General features: G+C 59.3%; 22 protein-coding genes. 12 read left to right on the forward strand and 10 right to left on the reverse strand.

Annotated elements, in window-relative coordinates; genetic code table 11:
• The first annotated feature begins 304 nt into the window (after positions 1-304).
• Positions 305-1,090 (forward strand): Rha family transcriptional regulator, encoded by a 786-nt coding sequence (locus CLU84_RS08135; protein ID WP_099736761.1) that lies wholly within the window; start codon positions 305-307, stop codon positions 1,088-1,090.
• Here CLU84_RS08135 and CLU84_RS08140 read toward each other — a convergent pair whose 3' ends face one another.
• The gene (locus CLU84_RS08140) at positions 1,091-1,669 is read right to left on the reverse strand and encodes a hypothetical protein (RefSeq protein ID WP_144445429.1); all 579 of its coding nucleotides are present in this window, start codon (positions 1,667-1,669) and stop codon (positions 1,091-1,093) included. It lies immediately after the preceding gene.
• 86 nt (positions 1,670-1,755) lie between these two features.
• Here CLU84_RS08140 and CLU84_RS08145 point away from each other — a divergent pair, with 86 nt between their 5' ends.
• From CLU84_RS08145 to CLU84_RS22015, 9 genes are all read left to right on the forward strand, one after another.
• Positions 1,756-1,998 carry a hypothetical protein gene (locus tag CLU84_RS08145; RefSeq protein WP_099736763.1) on the forward strand — a complete coding sequence of 81 codons (243 nt, stop codon included), beginning with the start codon at positions 1,756-1,758 and terminating at the stop codon, positions 1,996-1,998.
• A gap of 2 nt (positions 1,999-2,000) precedes the next feature.
• Entirely contained in the window at positions 2,001-3,605 is a 1,605-nt protein-coding gene (locus tag CLU84_RS22350) for a phage portal protein (RefSeq protein WP_233209972.1), read from the forward strand.
• Positions 3,602-6,397, forward strand: coding sequence for a phage tail tape measure protein (locus CLU84_RS08155; protein ID WP_099736764.1), 2,796 nt, complete (start codon positions 3,602-3,604; stop codon positions 6,395-6,397). Before CLU84_RS22350 ends, CLU84_RS08155 begins: the two co-directional genes overlap by 4 nt.
• A 22-nt stretch (positions 6,398-6,419) precedes the next feature.
• Positions 6,420-8,711 (forward strand): hypothetical protein, encoded by a 2,292-nt coding sequence (locus tag CLU84_RS08160; protein WP_099736765.1) that lies wholly within the window; start codon positions 6,420-6,422, stop codon positions 8,709-8,711.
• Positions 8,708-8,944 (forward strand): hypothetical protein, encoded by a 237-nt coding sequence (locus tag CLU84_RS08165; protein WP_099736766.1) that lies wholly within the window; start codon positions 8,708-8,710, stop codon positions 8,942-8,944. The genes CLU84_RS08160 and CLU84_RS08165 overlap by 4 nt, the downstream gene beginning before the upstream one ends.
• Before the next feature lie 37 nt (positions 8,945-8,981).
• On the forward strand, positions 8,982-9,278 hold the full coding sequence (locus tag CLU84_RS08170) for a hypothetical protein (protein WP_099736767.1): 297 nt from the start codon (positions 8,982-8,984) through the stop codon (positions 9,276-9,278).
• Complete coding sequence (locus tag CLU84_RS08175) at positions 9,275-9,745, forward strand: lysozyme (RefSeq protein ID WP_099736768.1); 471 nt, start codon at positions 9,275-9,277, stop codon at positions 9,743-9,745. Before CLU84_RS08170 ends, CLU84_RS08175 begins: the two co-directional genes overlap by 4 nt.
• Positions 9,742-10,254, forward strand: a complete 513-nt coding sequence (locus CLU84_RS08180; RefSeq protein ID WP_099736769.1) for a hypothetical protein — start codon at positions 9,742-9,744, stop codon at positions 10,252-10,254. Before CLU84_RS08175 ends, CLU84_RS08180 begins: the two co-directional genes overlap by 4 nt.
• Positions 10,255-10,343: 89 nt before the next feature.
• Positions 10,344-10,496 carry a hypothetical protein gene (locus tag CLU84_RS22015; protein ID WP_158235174.1) on the forward strand — a complete coding sequence of 51 codons (153 nt, stop codon included), beginning with the start codon at positions 10,344-10,346 and terminating at the stop codon, positions 10,494-10,496.
• A 9-nt stretch (positions 10,497-10,505) separates the two neighbouring features.
• Here the strand turns inward: CLU84_RS22015 and CLU84_RS08185 are convergent, their stop codons facing one another.
• The 5 genes from CLU84_RS08185 to CLU84_RS08210 form a co-directional block, all read right to left on the reverse strand.
• On the reverse strand, positions 10,506-10,955 hold the full coding sequence (locus CLU84_RS08185; RefSeq protein WP_099736770.1) for a universal stress protein: 450 nt from the start codon (positions 10,953-10,955) through the stop codon (positions 10,506-10,508).
• 106 nt (positions 10,956-11,061) lie between these two features.
• The gene (locus CLU84_RS08190; RefSeq protein WP_099736771.1) at positions 11,062-11,511 is read right to left on the reverse strand and encodes a universal stress protein; all 450 of its coding nucleotides are present in this window, start codon (positions 11,509-11,511) and stop codon (positions 11,062-11,064) included.
• Between the two features lie 233 nt (positions 11,512-11,744).
• On the reverse strand, positions 11,745-12,203 hold the full coding sequence (locus CLU84_RS08195) for a universal stress protein (protein WP_099736772.1): 459 nt from the start codon (positions 12,201-12,203) through the stop codon (positions 11,745-11,747).
• 183 nt (positions 12,204-12,386) lie between these two features.
• Positions 12,387-13,409, reverse strand: coding sequence for a KilA-N domain-containing protein (locus CLU84_RS22160; protein ID WP_199173705.1), 1,023 nt, complete (start codon positions 13,407-13,409; stop codon positions 12,387-12,389).
• 76 nt (positions 13,410-13,485) lie between these two features.
• Positions 13,486-13,656: an Arc family DNA-binding protein gene (locus CLU84_RS08210; protein WP_099736773.1), complete on the reverse strand. Its 171-nt coding sequence runs from the start codon at positions 13,654-13,656 to the stop codon at positions 13,486-13,488.
• 100 nt (positions 13,657-13,756) lie between these two features.
• Between CLU84_RS08210 and CLU84_RS08215 the strand changes: the two genes are divergently transcribed.
• Positions 13,757-14,290, forward strand: coding sequence for an Arc family DNA-binding protein (locus tag CLU84_RS08215; RefSeq protein ID WP_099736774.1), 534 nt, complete (start codon positions 13,757-13,759; stop codon positions 14,288-14,290).
• Between the two features lie 925 nt (positions 14,291-15,215).
• Positions 15,216-15,545 (forward strand): hypothetical protein, encoded by a 330-nt coding sequence (locus tag CLU84_RS21845; protein WP_144445430.1) that lies wholly within the window; start codon positions 15,216-15,218, stop codon positions 15,543-15,545.
• 402 nt (positions 15,546-15,947) lie between these two features.
• Here CLU84_RS21845 and CLU84_RS08230 read toward each other — a convergent pair whose 3' ends face one another.
• The 4 genes from CLU84_RS08230 to CLU84_RS08245 all read right to left on the reverse strand — a co-directional run bounded on the left by CLU84_RS08230 (position 15,948) and on the right by CLU84_RS08245 (position 18,560).
• A complete protein-coding gene (locus CLU84_RS08230) occupies positions 15,948-16,628 on the reverse strand; it encodes a hypothetical protein (RefSeq protein ID WP_099736776.1) in 681 nt (226 codons plus the stop codon).
• Positions 16,629-16,913: 285 nt separating this feature from the next.
• A complete protein-coding gene (locus CLU84_RS08235) occupies positions 16,914-17,225 on the reverse strand; it encodes a hypothetical protein (protein ID WP_099736777.1) in 312 nt (103 codons plus the stop codon).
• A 160-nt stretch (positions 17,226-17,385) separates the two neighbouring features.
• Positions 17,386-18,039: an FABP family protein gene (locus CLU84_RS08240; RefSeq protein ID WP_099736778.1), complete on the reverse strand. Its 654-nt coding sequence runs from the start codon at positions 18,037-18,039 to the stop codon at positions 17,386-17,388.
• Between the two features lie 116 nt (positions 18,040-18,155).
• Positions 18,156-18,560: a DNA breaking-rejoining protein gene (locus CLU84_RS08245; protein ID WP_099736779.1), complete on the reverse strand. Its 405-nt coding sequence runs from the start codon at positions 18,558-18,560 to the stop codon at positions 18,156-18,158.
• Between the last annotated feature and the right edge of the window lie 29 nt (positions 18,561-18,589).

Raw genomic sequence — 18,589 nt, forward strand, 5'->3', positions numbered from 1 at the left:
AGACCAATGCATGGAAATCTTCGAATAACGCGTTATAATACGGAAGTCACGCCCGTAAGCGTGATCTGGGCTTGGCGGCCCGGTCAACCAAGGCGCAGCAGCCGCGCCATCAATCTATGGTTTGCGGCTTTTTGCTTTTATGAGCATGCCTGCGCGCGCATGGCTCCGTTTTACGGTGGGCCGTGTGGGGACACCCGCAAGGGTGTGCCGGCTCCTTGGTCCGGTCCGCCAACCCTGCACGGTCCATCACCTTTGCTTGGCGGCCTGGGTGATGGGTTGAAAACCTGTCATCAAGGAGCCTGTCATGGCTGGCATTTCTACTGCTTCGTCTTCTATCGTCGTATCTGCTCAACCCGAGCTTTCGATTCACGACGGTATGGTCACTACCACCAGCAACCAAATCTCCGCGCACTTCGGAAAGCAGCACAAGGCTGTACTGCGAGCCATCCGAAATTTGAGTGGTGTGGTGGAGGATGATTTCTATCAGCGCAACTTTGTGCCGATACAAATCAGCACCGACCTTGGTATGGGTCGTACCCGCAAAGACCCGGCCTATCTCATCACCCGCGATGGTTTTGTGTTCTTGGTGATGGGGTTCATCGGCAAAGAAGCCGCAGCATGGAAAGTTGCCTACCTTGCAGCCTTCAATCGCATGGAGGCTGAGCTGCAAAAGCCCGCGCAAGACCCGCAGCGCATTCAGCTCGCTCAGCGTCTGGCCACCCAGGCGGCGGCGCAGGTCACGCAGGCCGTGTTCGATGCCGTGATGGCCGCAGACAACACCGACTGGCGCCACGCCCGCTACCTGCTCAACCTGGGCTACGACCGCGAAGGTCAGCCCAGCGTGCCCCATGCCCAACCCATAGCCGACGACCAGATGATCGTCTCCTTCAACGCGCTGCCCGAGCGCATCGCCAGCGGCGAGATCCTCTCCGCCACTGACGCCCAGCTCGCCACCCTGGCCACAGCCTGCACCCAGCGCCTCACCCAACGCGCCCAGCACCGTGAAAAGCAGGTGACTCAACCCGTCTATCCCACCAAGAAGCCCGCCGCCAGCCTGCCATCCGGCACGCTGATGATGACCTTCAAGTAATCAGTTTTGATAGCTGCTAGCGCTTTCAATACAAGGGCTGGCGGCATTTTTTGCTGAATCTGTTGGGGTAGTTGTTTCTAGTTCGACTACTGAAGCTAGATGAAGCGGAGTCTGCTGCCATAGCTTTAGCTGAGCTTTGAGCTCTTGGATTTCCTCCGCTTGCTTATCTAATCGATTGAAGATTTGAGTGCCGATCAGGTCACCGAGCAGTAAAAGAATGGCAAAAGCGTGCAATGCAGCTGCACCTAAATCTTTACGAGTGACGTCGGGAGAGGATGTAAGAACAAGAACGATGACTAAGCCAATGACGGAGTTCAACAATCCGATCACATAGAAAGATGCTTTTAGGATTCGCTTGGTTTTGAGACTCCAGCGACCAAGGTTCTGTAGAACCCGCTCGCGCTCGTCTTCTTTGAGTTTGGCTAATGTGATGAGCAATGCTGACGCACTAAAAAAAACGCTAACAGCTATGGAAATCCAGCCCGACATTTCTCCCTCCATTGATTTTTTGATTGAGCGAATGTTACTGGTATAGCCGTCGCTTTCCATTTCTGCTATCAATTTGATTGCTAATGTCATTGCTGCATAAGACCAAAATGGGGCGGACATAATTTGGTGACATCTGTCCTCTGTAAATGTCCGCGCTGCGCTGAGAAGCTTGGCGCATGGGTCTCTACAGCCACCTCACCACCGAACAGCTCGCCGCCCGGCGCGACAGTTATCTGGCCGCCATCGATGCGCGCCTGACCGGCCCCACGCAGGCCAGCCACAGCACCGATGGGGTGGGCGCGCGCTCCGTGCAGTTCAATGCCGACACGACGCAGCTGCGTCGCGCCATTGACGACATCAACGCCGAGTTGCTGCGCCGTACCGGCCAGCCAGCGCGCAAGCCCATCTACCTGGTGTAAGCATGGGCCGCAATACACGCATGCATCGGCAAAGCCGCAGCCGCACGTCGTTGGGCGCAGCGCCATTGAAGGGCGGCGCAGCCATGTCTGCCCACCAGGGTGCATCGCACACCGATCTGGCCCTGCGTGACTGGCAGCCGTTTGCCGGCAGCGCCGATGCAGACTTGCTGCCCGAACTCGATACCCTGACCAGCCGCAGCCGAGACCTGGTGCGCAATGACGGGCTGATGGCCGGCGGCATTCAAACCCACCGCGATAACGTGGTGGGCGCGGTGCTGCGCTTGTCGGCCTTGCCCGATTACCGCCTGCTGGGCTGGACCCCCGAGCAAGCCCGCGAGTGGGGCAACAAGGTGGAGGCGCACTTTCGCAGCTGGGCCGACACGACGGATTGCGATGCCGCGCGCACGCTGGATTTGCTGGGCCTGACGGTGCTGGCCTTGGGCGGCGAGATGGTCAACGGCGATGCGGTGGCCATTCCCAAATGGTTGCCCCGGCCAGACAGCCCCTGGGCTACGCGCATCAGCGTGATTGAGGCTGACCGGCTGGAAACGCCGCCCCACCTGCAGGGTATTGCCAGCATTCGCCGGGGTGTGGAGTTTGACCGCGAGGGCGCGCCCATTGCCTATCACTTTCAGGCGGCGCACCCGGGCGATGCGCTGTATTTGCGCGGCGATGAAGCTATGGACCTGAACCGGTGGGAGCGTGTGCCTGCCTTCACGCCCTGGGGCCGCCGCCGTGTGGTGCATCTGCATTCCAAAGAGCGCACGGGCCAGAGCCGGGGCAAGCCCATCGTCAGCGCCGTGATGCGCGAGTTTCATATGGCGGGCAAGTACGCCCAGAACGAGCTGCAGGCCAGCCTGGCCAATTCGCTGGTGGCGGCGTTTCTGGAGTCGGATCTGGACCAGGAATCATCTGCCGCCTTGTTTGGTGACCAGCCGCGCGATGCGTGGAAGGACTCCGTCAAGCAGTCGCGCAGCATTGGCAAGCTGCAGGCCGGGGCGGTGATTCCGCTGCCCGTGGGCGCGCGCCTGCAGTCGTTTACGCCAGGCCGCCCCAATGTGGCGTTTGAGGCTTTCATGCAGTCGGTGGAGCGGCGCATTGCCGCAGGCATGAACCTGCCTTATGAGCTGTTTGCCAAAGACTTCAGCAAAGTGAACTACAGCAGCGCCCGCGCTGCGCTGCTGGAGGCATGGCGCTACTTTCACGGCCGCCGCCGCTGGCTGACCACTACCTGGCTCAAGCCCATTTTTGAGCTGTGGTTGGAAGAGGCGGTGAACGCTGGCGTGATTGATGCGCCCGGTTTTTACGCCAACCGCTATGCCTATACCCGCTGCCGCTTTGTGTTTGGCGGCAAGGGCTGGGTGGACCCGGTGAAGGAAATCACCGCGGCCAAGCTGCGGCTGGAGATTGGCGTTTCCACCCTGGAGCAGGAATGCGCAGAGCAAGGCCTGGACTGGGAAGAGGTGCTGCACCAGCAAAAGATTGAAGCCGAGCGCCGTGCCGAGCTGGGCTTGGTCAGCCCCATGGCCACCACCTGGATTGCCAACACCGCCGACAGCACTGGCGACAAGGAAGAGGGCGCAGCCCCGAAAAAGGATGCGCCATGAGCCGCCAGATGAATCGACCCTACCCGCACCTGGCTGATGTGCTGGCCAAGGGCGCCAACGCGACCAATACCAGCGTGGAAGGCCTGGCCCAGGCCCTGAGCTATGCCGCACCGGTTGCCAATACCCTGGGCGTGAGTCTGGAGAGCACCGTCGCCATCATCGGCAAGTTTGCCGATGCGGGCATTGACGCCAGCCGCGCGGGCACGGCGCTGAACTCCATCATGAGTCAGTTTGCCAACCCGCTCTCCAGCTTCCGCAAGGAACTGGGCGCTGCCGGCATCGTCACCACCAATTTTGAAGAAGCTCTGCACCAGCTGGCAGCCAAGGGCAAAGACGGCGAGCGTGCCATCAATGCGGTGGGCTTGGAGGCCGGGCCCGCGCTGCGCGCCTTGCTCAACCAAGGCATGGGTGCGTTGGACGAACTGACGGGCAAGTTGCGGGAGGCGGGCGGCAGTGCCGAAGCCACGGCCAAGACCATGGCCGACAACCTCAATGGCTCTCTCAAGGGCCTGAGCAGCATGTGGGAGACCGTGACCCAGGTGCTGGGCAAGCCCGTGCTGCCAGTGGTGCGCAAAGGCGTGGACGAGCTGACCGGCGCACTGCGCAAGGCGGTCGATAACGGCCTGGTGGAGCGCTTCGGTCAGACCCTTGCGACGGCCTTCGAGAACGGCCTGAAGTTCTTCCGCGCGTTTGCAGCCAACGTCAACTTTGACGTCGTGGTGTTGCGCCTGCAGGTCTTTGCCAGCGAAACGGGCGAGACGCTGCAGCGCATCGGCCAATACGCCACCAATGCCGGCAACACGGTGCAGTTGGCCTGGGGCGTGATGACGGCCGGGGTCAATGGCGTGCTGACTGCCATCTACGGCCTGGGCGCGGCGTTTGCACAGGTTGCCTCCAAGGTGATGGCGGGCGTGGCCATGCTGCGCAGCGGCCTGGCGTCTGTCACTTTTGGGGGGCTGACCGATCAGGCCGTGCTGGGCACTTACACGCGCGAGCAGCTCACCGAGATGGGGGTGACGCTGGTCGACCCCACCCAGATCGCCCGCGATGACGGGGCGGGCAAGCTGATGCTCAATGGCGCACAGGTAGGCACCGTGACCTATGCGACGGGCGCGGTGGACTTCAACCCCGATGTCACGATCAAGATTCCCAAGCCGGTTTACTCGTCCAGCCAGGTCAGCGGCGGGGGCTTTTCTGGAGAGGTCGCCAAGTACCGCCTGAACTATGAGGGCATCGATTACCTGAGCGCTCCCTCGATCTACCCTAACGATGAGAGCGGCTACGTCAAGATCCGGTTTCGCACCACGGGAAGCGCGACCCGCCGCACGCTGCAGGTCACGTTTGCGCCTGAGTTTGACCTGGTCACGGGCGTGCAGGCTCCGGTGGTGCCGGGTTCGGTCCTGCTGATGCCTGCCAGCGGTCAGCCCTGGAGCGATGACGGCAGGGGTGTGCTGCGGGTGCTGACGGCTGCGGGATTTGTAAATCGAGGCACTCTGAACTACGCCACGGGCCGGGTGGCACTCACATCCTGGACGGCGGGCAATGCCAACTCGCTGCGCCGTGCGGCTTGCATCACCACATTGGGTGATGCGATTTCCAGTGCCTATGTGTTCAGAACGGCTGCTGCTCCTCTGCGTCCTGGCTCCCTTACGGTGCAGATTCCCCGTGCCTCGGGTGGCTCGCAGAACGTCACCGCTGGCATTGACGGCACCATCTCAGCTCCCGGTGTGGTCGGCACTGTGGACTACGAAACCGGCTTGGTGCGTCTGGGCTTTGGGGCTCTGGTCGTGGCCGCTGGCAATGAGACTGAGCCCTGGTACGACGCCGCCAACGTCCAGCCGGACGGCAAGATCTTTAAACCTCAGCCCATTGTGGCCAGCGCCTTGCGCTATGCGGCGGTGGCCTATGCCTATCTGCCCATGAATGCCGACATCATCGGCATCGACCCGGTGCGCCTGCCCAGCGATGGCAAGGTGCCTATCTTCCGGCCCGGCACTCTGTGCGTGGTGGGTCACACCAAGACCAGCAGCCAGTTGGTGGCGAGCAACGGCCAGACCATCAACCTGGCCCGTGTGCGCCTGTCCCGCGTGGTGGTGCGCGATGCCAATGGCAAGACCCTGAATGCAGGTTTTTCCGTGGACCTGGAGGCCGGGCAGGTCACTTTTACCGACGTGTCCGCCATGACCATGCCGGTCACCATCGAGGACCGTATCGAAGACATGGCCACGGCCACAGATGTGCAGATCTCCGGCGAGATCACCTTTAACCGGGCGCTGACCCATGACTATCCCAAGGACTGCACCTATGTCTCCAGCGCCTTGCAGGCCAGCGACCGGCGTGCCCGCGTGAGTCTGGCCTTTGAGCAGCAGACCTGGATTGATAACGTCTGGGCCGATGCCCCCAATGGGCCAGGGATTGCAGCCAAGTACGACCAGAGCGTCTCGCCCATAGCAATCACCAATGCCGGCGGCAGCACCGAGCGCTGGGTGCTGCAGTTCACCACTACCACGCAGTTTCGGGTGATTGGCGAGCATGTGGGTGTGATCGCCATCGGCGATATCAACACGATTTGCTCGCCCGTCAACCCGGCCACGGGCAAGCCTTATTTCACGATCGATCCGCTGGGCTGGGGCAGTGGCTGGGCGATCGGAAACATTCTGCGCATCAACACCGTGGGGGCCATCTACCCGTTCTGGGTGGTGCGCACCATCCAGCCGGGGCCGGAAACCGGCATCGAGCACAGCTTTTCTATCCTGGCGCGCGGTGATGTGAACCGCCCGCAGACAAACTGATTTCCGAACTCTGGAGAGAGATATGGCATCCATCGTAGACACCGGCGTCAAACACGCATACAGCTCCATGGCCGGAGCGCCCGCTATCAACGGCGCGGCGGGCTCACTGATCTCCGCACTTGACGCTTTCCTGGTCACAGGCTGGGGAACCAAGGCCGTGGATTCGGCGGTCATCAGCAACGGCGTTTGCCGCTTGAACTTTGCCAGCGGCAAGAGCGCTGCCGAGGCCCATACCGTCATTTTGGTGGCAGGCGCTTCGCCTGCCGCGCTAAGTGGTGAGCAGAAGGTCACTGCCGTTGCCAGCGGCTGGGTGGAGTTCAAGACCGCTTTGCCCGATGGTTCGGTCACAGGCTCCATCAGTTTCAAGATGGCACCGCTGGGCTGGGAGAAGGTTTTTACCGGCACCAACAAGGCGGTGTATCGACAGACTGATCCAGCTTCGACTCGTACTTACTACCGGGTCGATGACAGCAATGCCCTGTATGCCCGCGTGCAAATGTATGAGTCCATGACTGATGTGGACACAGGTGTTGCGGTGGCACCGCTGACTGTGGCAGGCGGGTATTACTGGCACAAGCGGGTTTCGTCGGGAGGTGCCGGTAACTACTGGATGCTCGCCGGAGATTCTCGGGGCTTCTTTGCCGTACTGTTCCCGCATAACTCACCGACCGCTGCTAGTGGCAACAACTACGCGGGGTGTTCGTATTACGCAGGCGATCTCAACAGTTACCGCAGCGGTGATGCGTTGCCCTCTGGATGGACGTCGACCGCGCAAGACGCCAAGCCTTTGCAGGAGCAGTTCGGCGTGGCCTGGCAGGACGGCCAGCGGCAAGGGGTGGCCCTGCAGGGGCGGTTTCAGAAGGCGTGGCCTCTGCCTGGCGCAACCATGCAGGTCAACTGGCAAGAGTCGCAAGGTGTGCGCGTGGCTCTGCAGGCCAATGTCCAGGATGCCACGCCCGTGCGTGCGGGTTGGGTAGTGCGGTATGAGGAAAGCCTGCGCGACCGTCGCTTGCTGCTGGAGGCCGTGGCTCAGGATGCGATGGGGCTGCAGCACCTCGTCACTGATGGAGCTGGTTCAGCGGTGCCGCTTTACACGGCTTACTTGGCTCGCTACCAGCAGGCCATGAAGCCACCAGCGGGAAAGTCGGTGCCCAAGCCTCCCGAGCCTGAAAAGCCCGGCTGCTATGAGCAACTGGTGGGTGGCCCCATCCCATTGCTGTTCTGCCGCTCCTGGGCGGTATCGGCAAATCTGCTGTTCATGTGCTGCAGGTCCATTGGGCCTGAGCCGCAGCCCCAGTTCTTCATTCCCCTGTTGCCCGTCTATATGCAAGTCCACCATCTCACTGCGCATTTGCTGCCAAGCCTTGAGCCTGTTGTGCTCACTGACGTCACTATTTCTGCAGACGATGACAGCTATTGCTGGAGCCTGTCGGCCAACGGGCCTGAGCATTTGCTGGACCAGCTCGCGCCTGTGGGCGGACTGCCGCAGCGTCTGCAGGTCGGTATTGATGGAATGCAGTTTGTCTTTGCGGTCACCAGCACTGCGCGCAGCCGTTCCTTTGATCGCCGCCGCGTAGCGGTGCAGGGCATCAGCGTTACGGCCATGCTGGGCAATCCGTATATGCCCAAGCAGTCTTGGCTTTCCACCTCGGTGGCCACGGCGCAGCAGCTGGCGGTGAGCACGTTGGAGTTCAGCGGGGTAGGTCTGGATTGGCAGATCCCGGACTGGCAGGTGCCTGCCGGCGCGTGGAGTTTTCAGGGCACGCCCCTGCAGGCCGTGCTGCGCATGGCCGAGTCGGTCAATGCCGTGGTGCGCAGCCACCGCACGGCAGAGCAGCTCATCGTTGCGCCGCGCTACCCGGTGCTGCCGTGGGAATGGGGTGCGGCCGTGCCCGATGTGCAAATGCCTGCGGCCGTCATCGTGACCGACGAACTGCGGCCAGATCCGCGTGCCGAATACAACGCCGTCTATGTTGCGGGCGGCAGCGTGGGGGGCGTGCTCGGCCATGTGGTTCGCAGCCTCAGCGCGCGCGACAAGCTGGCTCCGCAGATTCAGGACGACCTCATCACCAATGCCGACGCAGCCCGCATGCGCGGCAGCTGGGCGCTGGCGGCCAGCGGCAACAAGCTGCAGCACAGCATCAGCATGCCTGTGCTTACCGGCGGCACCAACCCCGGCATCTTGAACCCCGGCCAGCTGCTGGAGGTTGCAGATACCGACGGCACCTGGCGCGGCCTGGTGCGCGGTGTCAGCGTCACTGCCGCTATGCCCCGCGTGCGCCAGCAAGTCACCGTCGAAAGGGTCGCCGCATGAGCACCAACCTTTACAAGCGCCTCAAGGCTCTGCTGCCTGATGACCCCGTCATGACCGGGCAGATCAGCGCCGTGTTTGCCGACGGCACCGCGCTGGTCGCCCTTGAAGGTGCCGCAGGCCTGCTGCGTGTGCGCAACCCGCTGGGCACGGCTAATGGCGTGCGCGTCTATGCGCAAGGCGGCGCCATCACCGGCCCCGCGCCCGCCATGCCCTATGTGCTGATCGAAGTCTGAAAACGAAATAGGAAAGCGACATACGAAAGGAGAGGGAATGGATGACTACGGGGATGAGTTGCCGGTGGTATCGCACCAGCAGATCAATGAACGATTCGACAAAGGGAGTGAGCGCATGGCCGCCATCGAGCGCGATCTGAAGGCTGCGACGCAGGAGCTCTATGAGCTCAAGCAGCAGCTGGCGGATCTACTGGAATTTTTTACCGCCATGAAAGGTGCCTTCAAGGTGCTGAACTGGGTGGGCAAGGTGGCCAAGCCGCTGGCGGCCATCGTCATGCTGGGCGGCGCCTGTGTAGGTTTCTGGACGGCTATCAAGGGAGGAGCAAGCCGATGAACTGGAAAGAAAAACTCTTGGCCGCCATCGGTGGCGCTGCCTTTGCTTTGGCTGTGCCGCTGGTGCAGAAGTACGAAGGCACCGTGCTGCGCAGCTACCCCGATCCGGTGGGCATCGTCACGGCATGCACCGGCCATACCGGTCCCGAGCTCAAGATGGGCCAGACCTACACCCGCCAGCAGTGCGAGGAAATACTCTACAAAGACTTGGCCAAGCATGCCGATGCGCTGGATTGCATTCGTCAGCCCTTGACCGATGGCCAACGCGCCGCCTTTGTGAGCTTTGCTTTTAACGTGGGCGAGGGTGCGTTTTGCGGCAGCACCCTGGTGCGCAAGGCCAATGCGGGCGACATCGATGGCGCGTGTGCCGAGCTATCGCGCTGGACCTATGCCGGTGGCAAGCAGTTGCCCGGCCTCATCAAACGTCGCGCGGCAGAGCGCCAATTGTGTGAGGCGGGGCTGGCATGACAGGCGCATCCCGTCTCTGGCCGTGGCTGGCCTTGGCCCTTGCGGGGCTGCTGGCCCTGCAGTCGCTCAGGCTGGCCAACGCTCAGCTGGAGCTGGCCAAGGTTGAGGTTTCTCAATCAAAACAGGCTCAATCCCAAGCACAACAAGCGCTAGCAGCTACAGAAAAGAAAGCGTCTGCCGTGCTTGGGCATGGCGCGGCCCAACAGGACAACACCCATGACTACACACAAAAACTGGCAGTGCTGGAAACTGCTCGCGCTGCTGACGCTTCCCGCATTGCAGGCCTGCAGCACGACATCCGCAGTGCCGCTACTCGCAACGCCCAGCTTGCCGGTGACGCCGCTGCCTGCAGAAGTCTCGCAGATCAACACCAGCGACTCGCAGCCCTTGCTGGCGAAGGCGCGGGCGTGGTTGGCCAGCTTGTCGGATTGGTCGAGCGCAGAGACGCCCAGGTTAACGCCCTGATGGGGCAGGTGCAGGTGGACAGGCAGTTGCTGGCCAGCCATTGAGCTCACCCAGAAAAGGCGAAAGCCCCAAGCGTTACGACCGCCTGAGGCTTTCTTTCCCAACCCTTGCAAGACCAAGAATCAGAGCGTTGATGATGTTTTTCAAAGTGACCGTCACCGCACCTTTGGACGCAGCCGCGGCCGACCGCTTTGCCCGCCGTATTGCTGTGGCCTACGTGCAGGTCGCACTGGGCATCACTTCCGCAGGGCTGGCGGGCCTGCTGCTGGCTATCCGCTGGTGGTGAAGCGCCGCCCTACACCACAGGCCGGTGCACCAGCACCGGAATGCTGCTGTTCACCAGCACGCGCTGTGTTTCGCTGCCCAGCAGAATCCCGGCAATGCCCTTGCGTCCGTGCGAAGCCATGCAGATCAGGTCGCAATTGCTGTCCTTGGCTTGCTGGATGATGGCCTGGTGCACCGAGAAGTTCATGGTCCTTGCCGTCTTGCACTCCACGCCCTCGGCCTTGGCCATGTCCTGCACCGCCTGCAGCACCTTGTCGGCCGTTTTTTCGGCGTCTTTGCGTAGCTCGCTGGGGTTGTAAGTCACCATCCCCTCGCTGGCATACATCAAGGCGGAATAATCCGGCATCACATACAGCACCGTCACTTCGGCGCCTTGCTCCTTGGCCAGTTGCAGGCCCGCGTGCAGCGCGGCCTCAGAGAGTTTCGAGCCGTCTGTAGGAATCAAAATGTGCTTGAACATATTCAGCCTCCTTGCGCGCCAGCGCCTGTGGTTGTCAATGAATCAGAACCATTGCCGCCTCATACTCACACTCCGCTGCGGCGAATGCAACACCCCGAAACCCGCCTTACACCACCGGGCGGTGCACCAGCACCGGAATGCGGCTGTTGACCAGCACGCGCTGGGTTTCGCTGCCCAGCAAAATGCCGGCAATGCCCTTGCGGCCGTGCGATGCCATGCAGATCAGGTCGCAGTTGCTGTCCTGCGCGGTCTTGATGATGGCCTGGTTGACGGAGAAATCCGTCGCCCGCACCGTCTTGCAAATCACGCCTTCGGCTGCGGCAATATCGGTCGCGACCTTGAGTACCTTGTCGGCTTCCTTCTCGGCGCTTTTGGTCATTTCTGTTGCGTTGTAGGCCATCAGGGCCTCAGAGCCGTAGATCATGGTGGCGTAATCCGGCATCACATACAGCGCCGTCACTTGTGCACCTTGTTCCTTGGCCAGTTGCAGGCCTGCGCGCAGTGCAGCCTCCGAGAGCTTCGAGCCATCCGTAGGAATCAAAATGTGCTTGAACATATACAGCCTCCTTGCGCGTCTGCGCGTGTGTGTAGTTGCCAGTCAATCCGAACGATTGCCTCACCCATACTCACACCCCGGGGCGGCTAATGCAACACCCCGAAGTAAGTATTCAGGCGGTTTCTTGATGGAAATCAAAATCTTGAAGTTCAAGAAAAAATGGCCTCAAGCCCATACCCATCAAGCGCTTGTAGCTATCAAAACATGCGCTGAACGCCATGCGCCACCTGCTGTCAGCCGCTGACGGGGTCTGCGCGGTGCACCAGCACCGGGATGCTGCTGTTGGTCAGCACCTTCTGGGTTTCGCTGCCCAGCAAAATGCCGCTGAGCCCCTTGCGACCGTGCGAAGCCATGCAGATCAGATCGCACCCGCCTTCCTGCGCCTGCAGGATGATGGCCTCGGCCACCGAAGGACTAGTGGTGCGCACGCTCTGAATCGCCAGCCCGCGCGCGCCAGCCAGCTCCTCGGCAAATTTCAGCACGGCATCTGCTTCGGCGTTGGCATTTTTCGTCAGCTCGGTCGTGTCATAAGCGGTCATCGAGCGCGACCCATAGATCAACGCACGGTAATCCGGCATCACATACAGCACCGTCAACTTGGCGGCCTTCTCGCCGGCCAGCTCAATCCCCGCGCGTACGGCCGCTTCGGACAACTTGGAGCCATCTGTCGGAATCAAAATGTGTTTGAACAACGGTCTCTCTCCCTGCGCGGTCGCGCATCTGTTGTGGCAAAAGCCCCAGCCCCCTCTGACTGGCGGCGGAACTGCCCATCATGGCAGCGAATCGCGATTGGCATAAAGACGCAAATTCTGCGTATGCAGCCAAAACAGCTGTCAGCCCTTGACCATCAAGCGCTGACAGCTATCAAAAGCAGACTACCGGAACAGCATGCGCAGAGTGCCTTCATCGGGTGCAGGGGGCTGCTTGGCTGAAAGGGATGGGGCAGAAGCAGGGCGCTTGCCGGGGGGATTACTGGGGTACAGCGGCAGCGTCACCTGCTTTTCGCGGTGCTGGGCGCGCTGGGTCAGCCGCTGGGTGCAGGCCGTTGCCAGCGTGGCCAGCTGGGCATCGGTCGCGCCGATGATCTCGCCGTCGGCAATGCGCTGCGGCAGGCTGTTGAAGGAGACCACCATCTGATCCGTCGCAATCGGCTGGGCATGGGGCAGGGTGGGGCGGCCCTGGCTGTCGTAGTTCAGGTTCAGCAAATAGCGGCTGTGCTGCCACTCTTCCGCATCACCTTGCATCATCGCGTTGAATACCGTGCGCTGCACCAGGGCGGACGCCTCGCATGCAGTGGCGAAAGCAAGCTCCATGCGCTTCGGATCCGAAAGCTCAAGCGTTGAAGTCGTTTCCACAACTTGGCCTTCATAACCCATAGGCAGTTTGCTGATCAGATAGCTGCGCGCTTCCTCGTAGCGGCTGGCTGGTAGCTCCTCGTACTTGTTGACTCGAAATTTCTTTTGAAAGCGTGCCCAGGTCTCGCCATGCTTCTGAATACCGGCATCGACAATAGCCTGAACAATCTCGCGCAGGTCTTGCTTTTGAGTCGGGTTTAGACGGGTGTAGTCGATTGCAGGTGCTGCGGGCTGCACAGCATCTAGGAACACGCGAATGACTTTGAGCTGGAATGCTGCGCTGATCCACGCTGCGTAGGCGATGACCAGTTCCTTGCAGGCATAGGTGCCTCCGTTGCGGCCTTCCTTGGTTTTGAAACTCTGCAAATCTGTAGAGTTTCCGATTTCATGAATGAGCGCTTGCGTTTGCTCCAGACGCATGAATAACGCGGGTTGATGCTTGGCTTCTCCGCCTGCGGCTTTGTGCAAGTCGTTGAGAGAGTACAGGTCATCGGCAAGTCGAACCTTGGTGCCTGCAACGGACAGTGCTGTAGAATTTGACAAGATTGTTCCTTTGTTGATGCTTTGGGACACTTCACTCGAAGCCCTGCCGGTTGCCGCCGTCGGGGCTTCACCTTTTTCAGGCCTGCTTTTCATGATTGGCCTCTTCGGCTTTGCGACTTGCCTCTAGCCGTGACGCGATCTCGCTGTTCAAGGATCGGAAATTGTCAACAGCCTTGTGCTTGAGCCACTGCTTAAGCTCCTCGGGAAGGCGTACCGGAGTCGGAGCAATTGCTTTGTGTTCTTTCATGGGATTTCCTTTGGTTGAGGTGGACTCCATTTGACTCCATGGGGTTGATGGAGTCAATAGGACTCGTTGAGATGAGTCACTTTGCTGCCACAATTGAGCGATGGAAGAAAAACCGCGTACCACCCCGTATCCGCTTCGCATGCCCGATGAGCTTCGTGCACAGCTCGAAGAGTCGGCCAAACTCGGTGCGCGAAGCCTGCATGCAGAAATCATTGCTCGACTGGAAGGCACGTTCTCCAAAACTGCCGCCAGCCCGGCGGTAGATCTGTCACGTACGGTGCAAGAGCTGGAGTCTTTGCAGCAGTTGGGCACGCTGAACTATGAGCTGCAGCGAGCCAACTACCGCATGGATACTGCCAAACTGCAATTCAGCAGTGCTTACGCCGTGCTTCAGAAGGCACTAGGTTCCGGCGATAAGGATGCGCAGGAAGACGCCAGCGAAAAGTGCTCTGAATTGCAGGTAAAAATGAACGAGCTAAGTGCAGAAATTGCCCAACTTGAGGAGCAGATCGGTCGAGTCCACTTTGATCGAAAATTGAATGGACTCAAGGAGCTTCGCGATGTTCAGTCTGTTAGCGCATCGGTTGATGTACGCTTTAAAGATCAGGCTTCAAAAAAAGCTAGTGATCATTAATTCATGCACATGATCAGTCACAGGTGACTGACTTTTGCTGCAAAAAAAGCCCGCGAAATGCGGGCCTTTTTATTTGAGTAAGTAACGCTTCTAGCCCTAATCGGCAATGTAAAGAACTATATTGCCATTTTTATCGCTAATTGCGGGTGCAGCCATCGTTGACCTCCATACCGCTCGGAAGTGACCTTCATGCTTGAGTCGACCAGCGGCTGCAGCGACCCTGAGCAGTCGTTCAACAAAAGCTGAAAAACAGGCATTCATATCCACGAAACCCGACCCTCATCGGGAAAAAAATTCAATCTATTTTTGCACCGTATGTCGCGGATTCCTCAAAGCCATAAACATGCGCATGCATTGCATATAGACATATTCGGTTTGCAGCTTATAGTATGTGTATCGCTATGTTTCATCAGTCTTTTCAATCAAAAAAAGGAAATAGCAATGCAAAGATATGCAGATATAAATAACGATTCTGGCGTTATTGGCTACGAGATTTCATCTGCCTCCATAACTGTTTGGTTTGATGGTACAGCTAGACCATACACCTATAGTTACGGCGTCGCTGGGCAGAGCCATGTTGAAAAAATGAAACAACTTGCTCAATCTGGTGACGGTCTTAACGCATACATAAATTACAACGTCAAGTTTAAATACGATCGATAGTCTCCAAATGAAGTAAGCATCGGGACTTAACATTTTATTCAAGCGATGATTTCGCCGTCGCTTGATTCATATTGGAGTGACCGCTGTCTCTTATGGTCATCGGCCACTTTTTGCTGACTGAGGCTGTTGGAGCTCGACCCTGAGCAGTTATATAAGTGCAAAAAGCAGCCGCAGGCGGAAGTGTTTTTTAAGCTAACGCTCCCTCAGGGGAATCTTGATGATGTGTTGCTTAAGATCACTCGGTAATTTTTAGGGGAAAACCTTGTATTCAAAAAAAATTCTTCCCGGATTTGCTCTTTTCTTCGTCCTTGTTAGTGGGGAGGTAAGTGCAAACGCGAATATTGACAAAATGACAACCTATGCTGTTCTTCTTGGTCGTGCAATAGGTTGTGGGATCGAGGTCAAAAAGCCAATGGAGAGGGTTGGTGCTTGGATGGACAAGGTATTTCCGCCGGGTTCAGAAGATCAGAAGGTTCTTCTTCCTATTTTTGTTCAGGGGGTGATGGACAATTCGAAAGCTCAAACTGAAGGGCGAAGTCCAGATACGTGCAACCAAGTTCGAACATCATTTGGCAAAACTAAGTGGCCTTAAAACCAAGGCATCGACATCTACACCTATCGACTCAATGTCTGGAATTGGCTGTGGATTCAACCGGTCACTACCAGAAGCCTAGTCAGCCGTAACCGGCACAGGCGGGCAGTTCAACCGGAATACGCTCTAATCAGATTTCAACTGGCAGCCCTTGCTGCGGGAGGCGGACGTGGGATCGTCGATTTTGTGCATGGTCTGCGGTCTGTATGGGCAAAGGGTTTCCTCTGGGCAGGAATGGTCAGTGTGGTCGACCAGGTACCTCCTGGGTGTTTGTCGCCAAATTGAGTAGCGATATCCCGTGCGGTGTGACCGATGATCGTGGTGACCTATATCCCGTGTTCAGGCAGGGCAGGGAAGCCCTGCTCGAAACTAAGCGGGCCGAGGCCCGCGCTTTCCTCTAGGTCAGTTGGCAGCAAAGCAGTACATCAGCCCTGCGCTGCCGCTTTGTTGGAGCTGGTCGATGCTGCAGCCGCGCGTGCCGTGCGATGAGTTCCACGAGGCGTTGGCCACAGGGTCGGGGTTGGTGCCCTTGTGGTCGTGGTGGCCCACGATGGCAGAGCCTCCATCGCTCTTGGTCCAGTTGCCGCAGGTGGTGTCCTTGCCGGGCTCGGGCACGGCCACGGTGCCGTCAGGGCGCGAGCCGGTGAGGATGTCGTGGCGGTTGACCTCATCGCCAAAGCCCGAGACGATCTCGCCCTTCTCAGTCAGCGAGGTGTCTTTGCCGACCTTGGCATTGGCGCTGTGCAGGTCGGCCACGTTGGTGGCTATGACCACGCCCTTGGCGTTGCGCCATGGTCCGTTGCCGATGCGGTCGCGCGCATTCACAGCCGGCTGTCCGTTCAGGGCCGCATTGCTCAGGTAGGCGCGCCAGGTTTTGTTGCCTGCCCCCACGCTTGCGGCCAGCGATTGGCAGTAGCGGTCAGCGCCGGCCAGGCTACCGAGGTCGCCGCCCTTGCCGGGGTTGGTGCTGGTGATGAAGAAGCTCATGGGGTTGCCGCCCGATGACCCCATGGTGCCGCAACCAACGACCAAAGCAACAGCCGCAATGGCGGTGCTGGCGGAAAGAACCAAACGACGGGACATGGCAGGCTCCTGAGCAATAGTGGAGCCCGCAGGCTACCGTAACGTTGTGTCAGCGGCAATATGGGTAGTTGTGCGAGTTGGACCCACCGCCAAGGCAAGCTGAAAATGCCTGCCGAGCGTTATCTGTAAATCCAGTTACAAGTAGATTGTTGGACATCGCCAGAGAAAAAACCGGAATATGGATTGACTAAGCCAAAAAGGCAACGCGGTTGAATGCGTTGCCTTTTTGCTGGGGCCAGCCTTCAGAGGGTTCTGGGCCGTCGCATGCCTATGCTGTGTTTTGCCTTAGCGGCAAGACACATTGCGCCAGCTGAATTTGCCGTCGTTAAAGCTCTCTGTCCAGACTGCCATGGCAGGTGCTTTGCGCGAAGAGAAGGTGATCTGGTTGGGGATTTTGTTGCCCAGGGCGGCGGGTCTGCCTATCCGGTCAAGAACTTGCACTCCGTATTGCTTGGCCTCTTCACTGCCGCTTGAGTTCAGAATCACGCAGTACGCGCTGGCGAAGTCATCCCACAGGTGATGCTGCTTGATCACGTAGCTGTGCAAGCGCACGTAAGCCCGATTGGGATTTCTGCTCGTGAGGTTGGGTTTATTCATGATCAAGACTCCTGCTTGTTCGAAAAGATTCGGTGGAGATCGATCGATTGACACATTTTTGCAATCGCAACTTCTTTGTACCGAACAGTTTGTGTAACAAGCGTAGGGGTCTTGGCCGTGAGGGGATAGGGCTTAGGGGCCGCGCTGTAGGCTGTGTCGGTTATATGGCGCTGGCCGATGCTTCGGCAGCTTGGGCCGTGGGGTTGGGTGTGGGTTCGCCGATCTTGTGCAGGGTGTTGCGGTCAGTGTGGGCAAAGGGCTCGCTCTGGCCGGGGATGGTCAGCGTTGTTTCCTGCTCATACGACCAGGTGCCGTCTGGGTTTTTGGTGACGGTGATGGTGTAGGCATCGGTTCTGAACGCGTACTCCAGAAACGGGTTGCTTGAGATGCCGTTCACGGTAGAGCCACGTACGGCTTTGAGGGTAAAGGTGGTGGCGTCCGCCGTGGTTTTGCCCGTGGCCATGGCGGTTTGCCCACGCGGAATGGTCAGTGTCTGGATGATGTTGCCGGTGGCGGGCTCCCACAGCCAGTAGCCGACCTGGTCGTGAAAGGTTTCGGGGTCATCGGGTTTGACGATGCGCGTGTGGTAGCGCAGGCCGTAGAAGAGCTGGGGGCCGTTGGTCTGGGCATCGATGGGCTGGCATTCCATGTGCTCGATGAAGGCCTGCTTTTCCGGGCCGTCGGCCTTGGGGTTGATGTCCAGCCCGCGTTTGCCGGTCCAGATGCCGGCCATGCCGGTGAAGGGGCCGAGGTTGGCCAGGGTGTTCACATCGGGCTCGGGCTCTGTGTAAATGTCTTTGGGGTAGTTTTCCATAGCTTGAACGGGCTTTCTCGTTGAATCTGGTGCGGCCCAGTTTACAAGCCGTTGGCTGAGGCGAGCTTGACAGCTATCAAGCTGTCAGGGTGCGCTGCTGCAGGATCTGCCGCTCGTCAGGTGCTCTCTTCGGTGGTGAGCGTAAAGCGTGCGCTTTCGCCGCGCTGGGCGGCTTCACGCGTGAGGTAGATCATCACGCGGTAGCTGGTGCCCCGTTCGACGAGGAAGGTGCAGGTGTTGCTATCAGCCGAGCCGTGACACAGCGACTCGGCACTGCCGCCCTTGAGGACGTTCATCCGGCTGGATGGGTTGTTGGTGTTGAATGTGACGATGATGCGCTGGAAGGGCCGCGTTTCAAGCCCGTATTGCACGACGCCATTTCCAGTGACCTGGCCGCTGTAGGAGCTGGTGTAGTCGCCCGGCCTGGTGAAGGCGACCTGTGCCATTGAGATGCTGCTGAGGTGCAGGGTCAAGAGACTGAGCAGGGCAGCAGTTGCAAGCATCGGTTGGAAGCGGGTCATGCAACATCTCCTGGTTGTGTTGGACAGGA

The organism is Comamonas sp. 26, from assembly GCF_002754475.1.
Taxonomy (GTDB): Bacteria; Pseudomonadota; Gammaproteobacteria; order Burkholderiales; family Burkholderiaceae_C; genus Comamonas.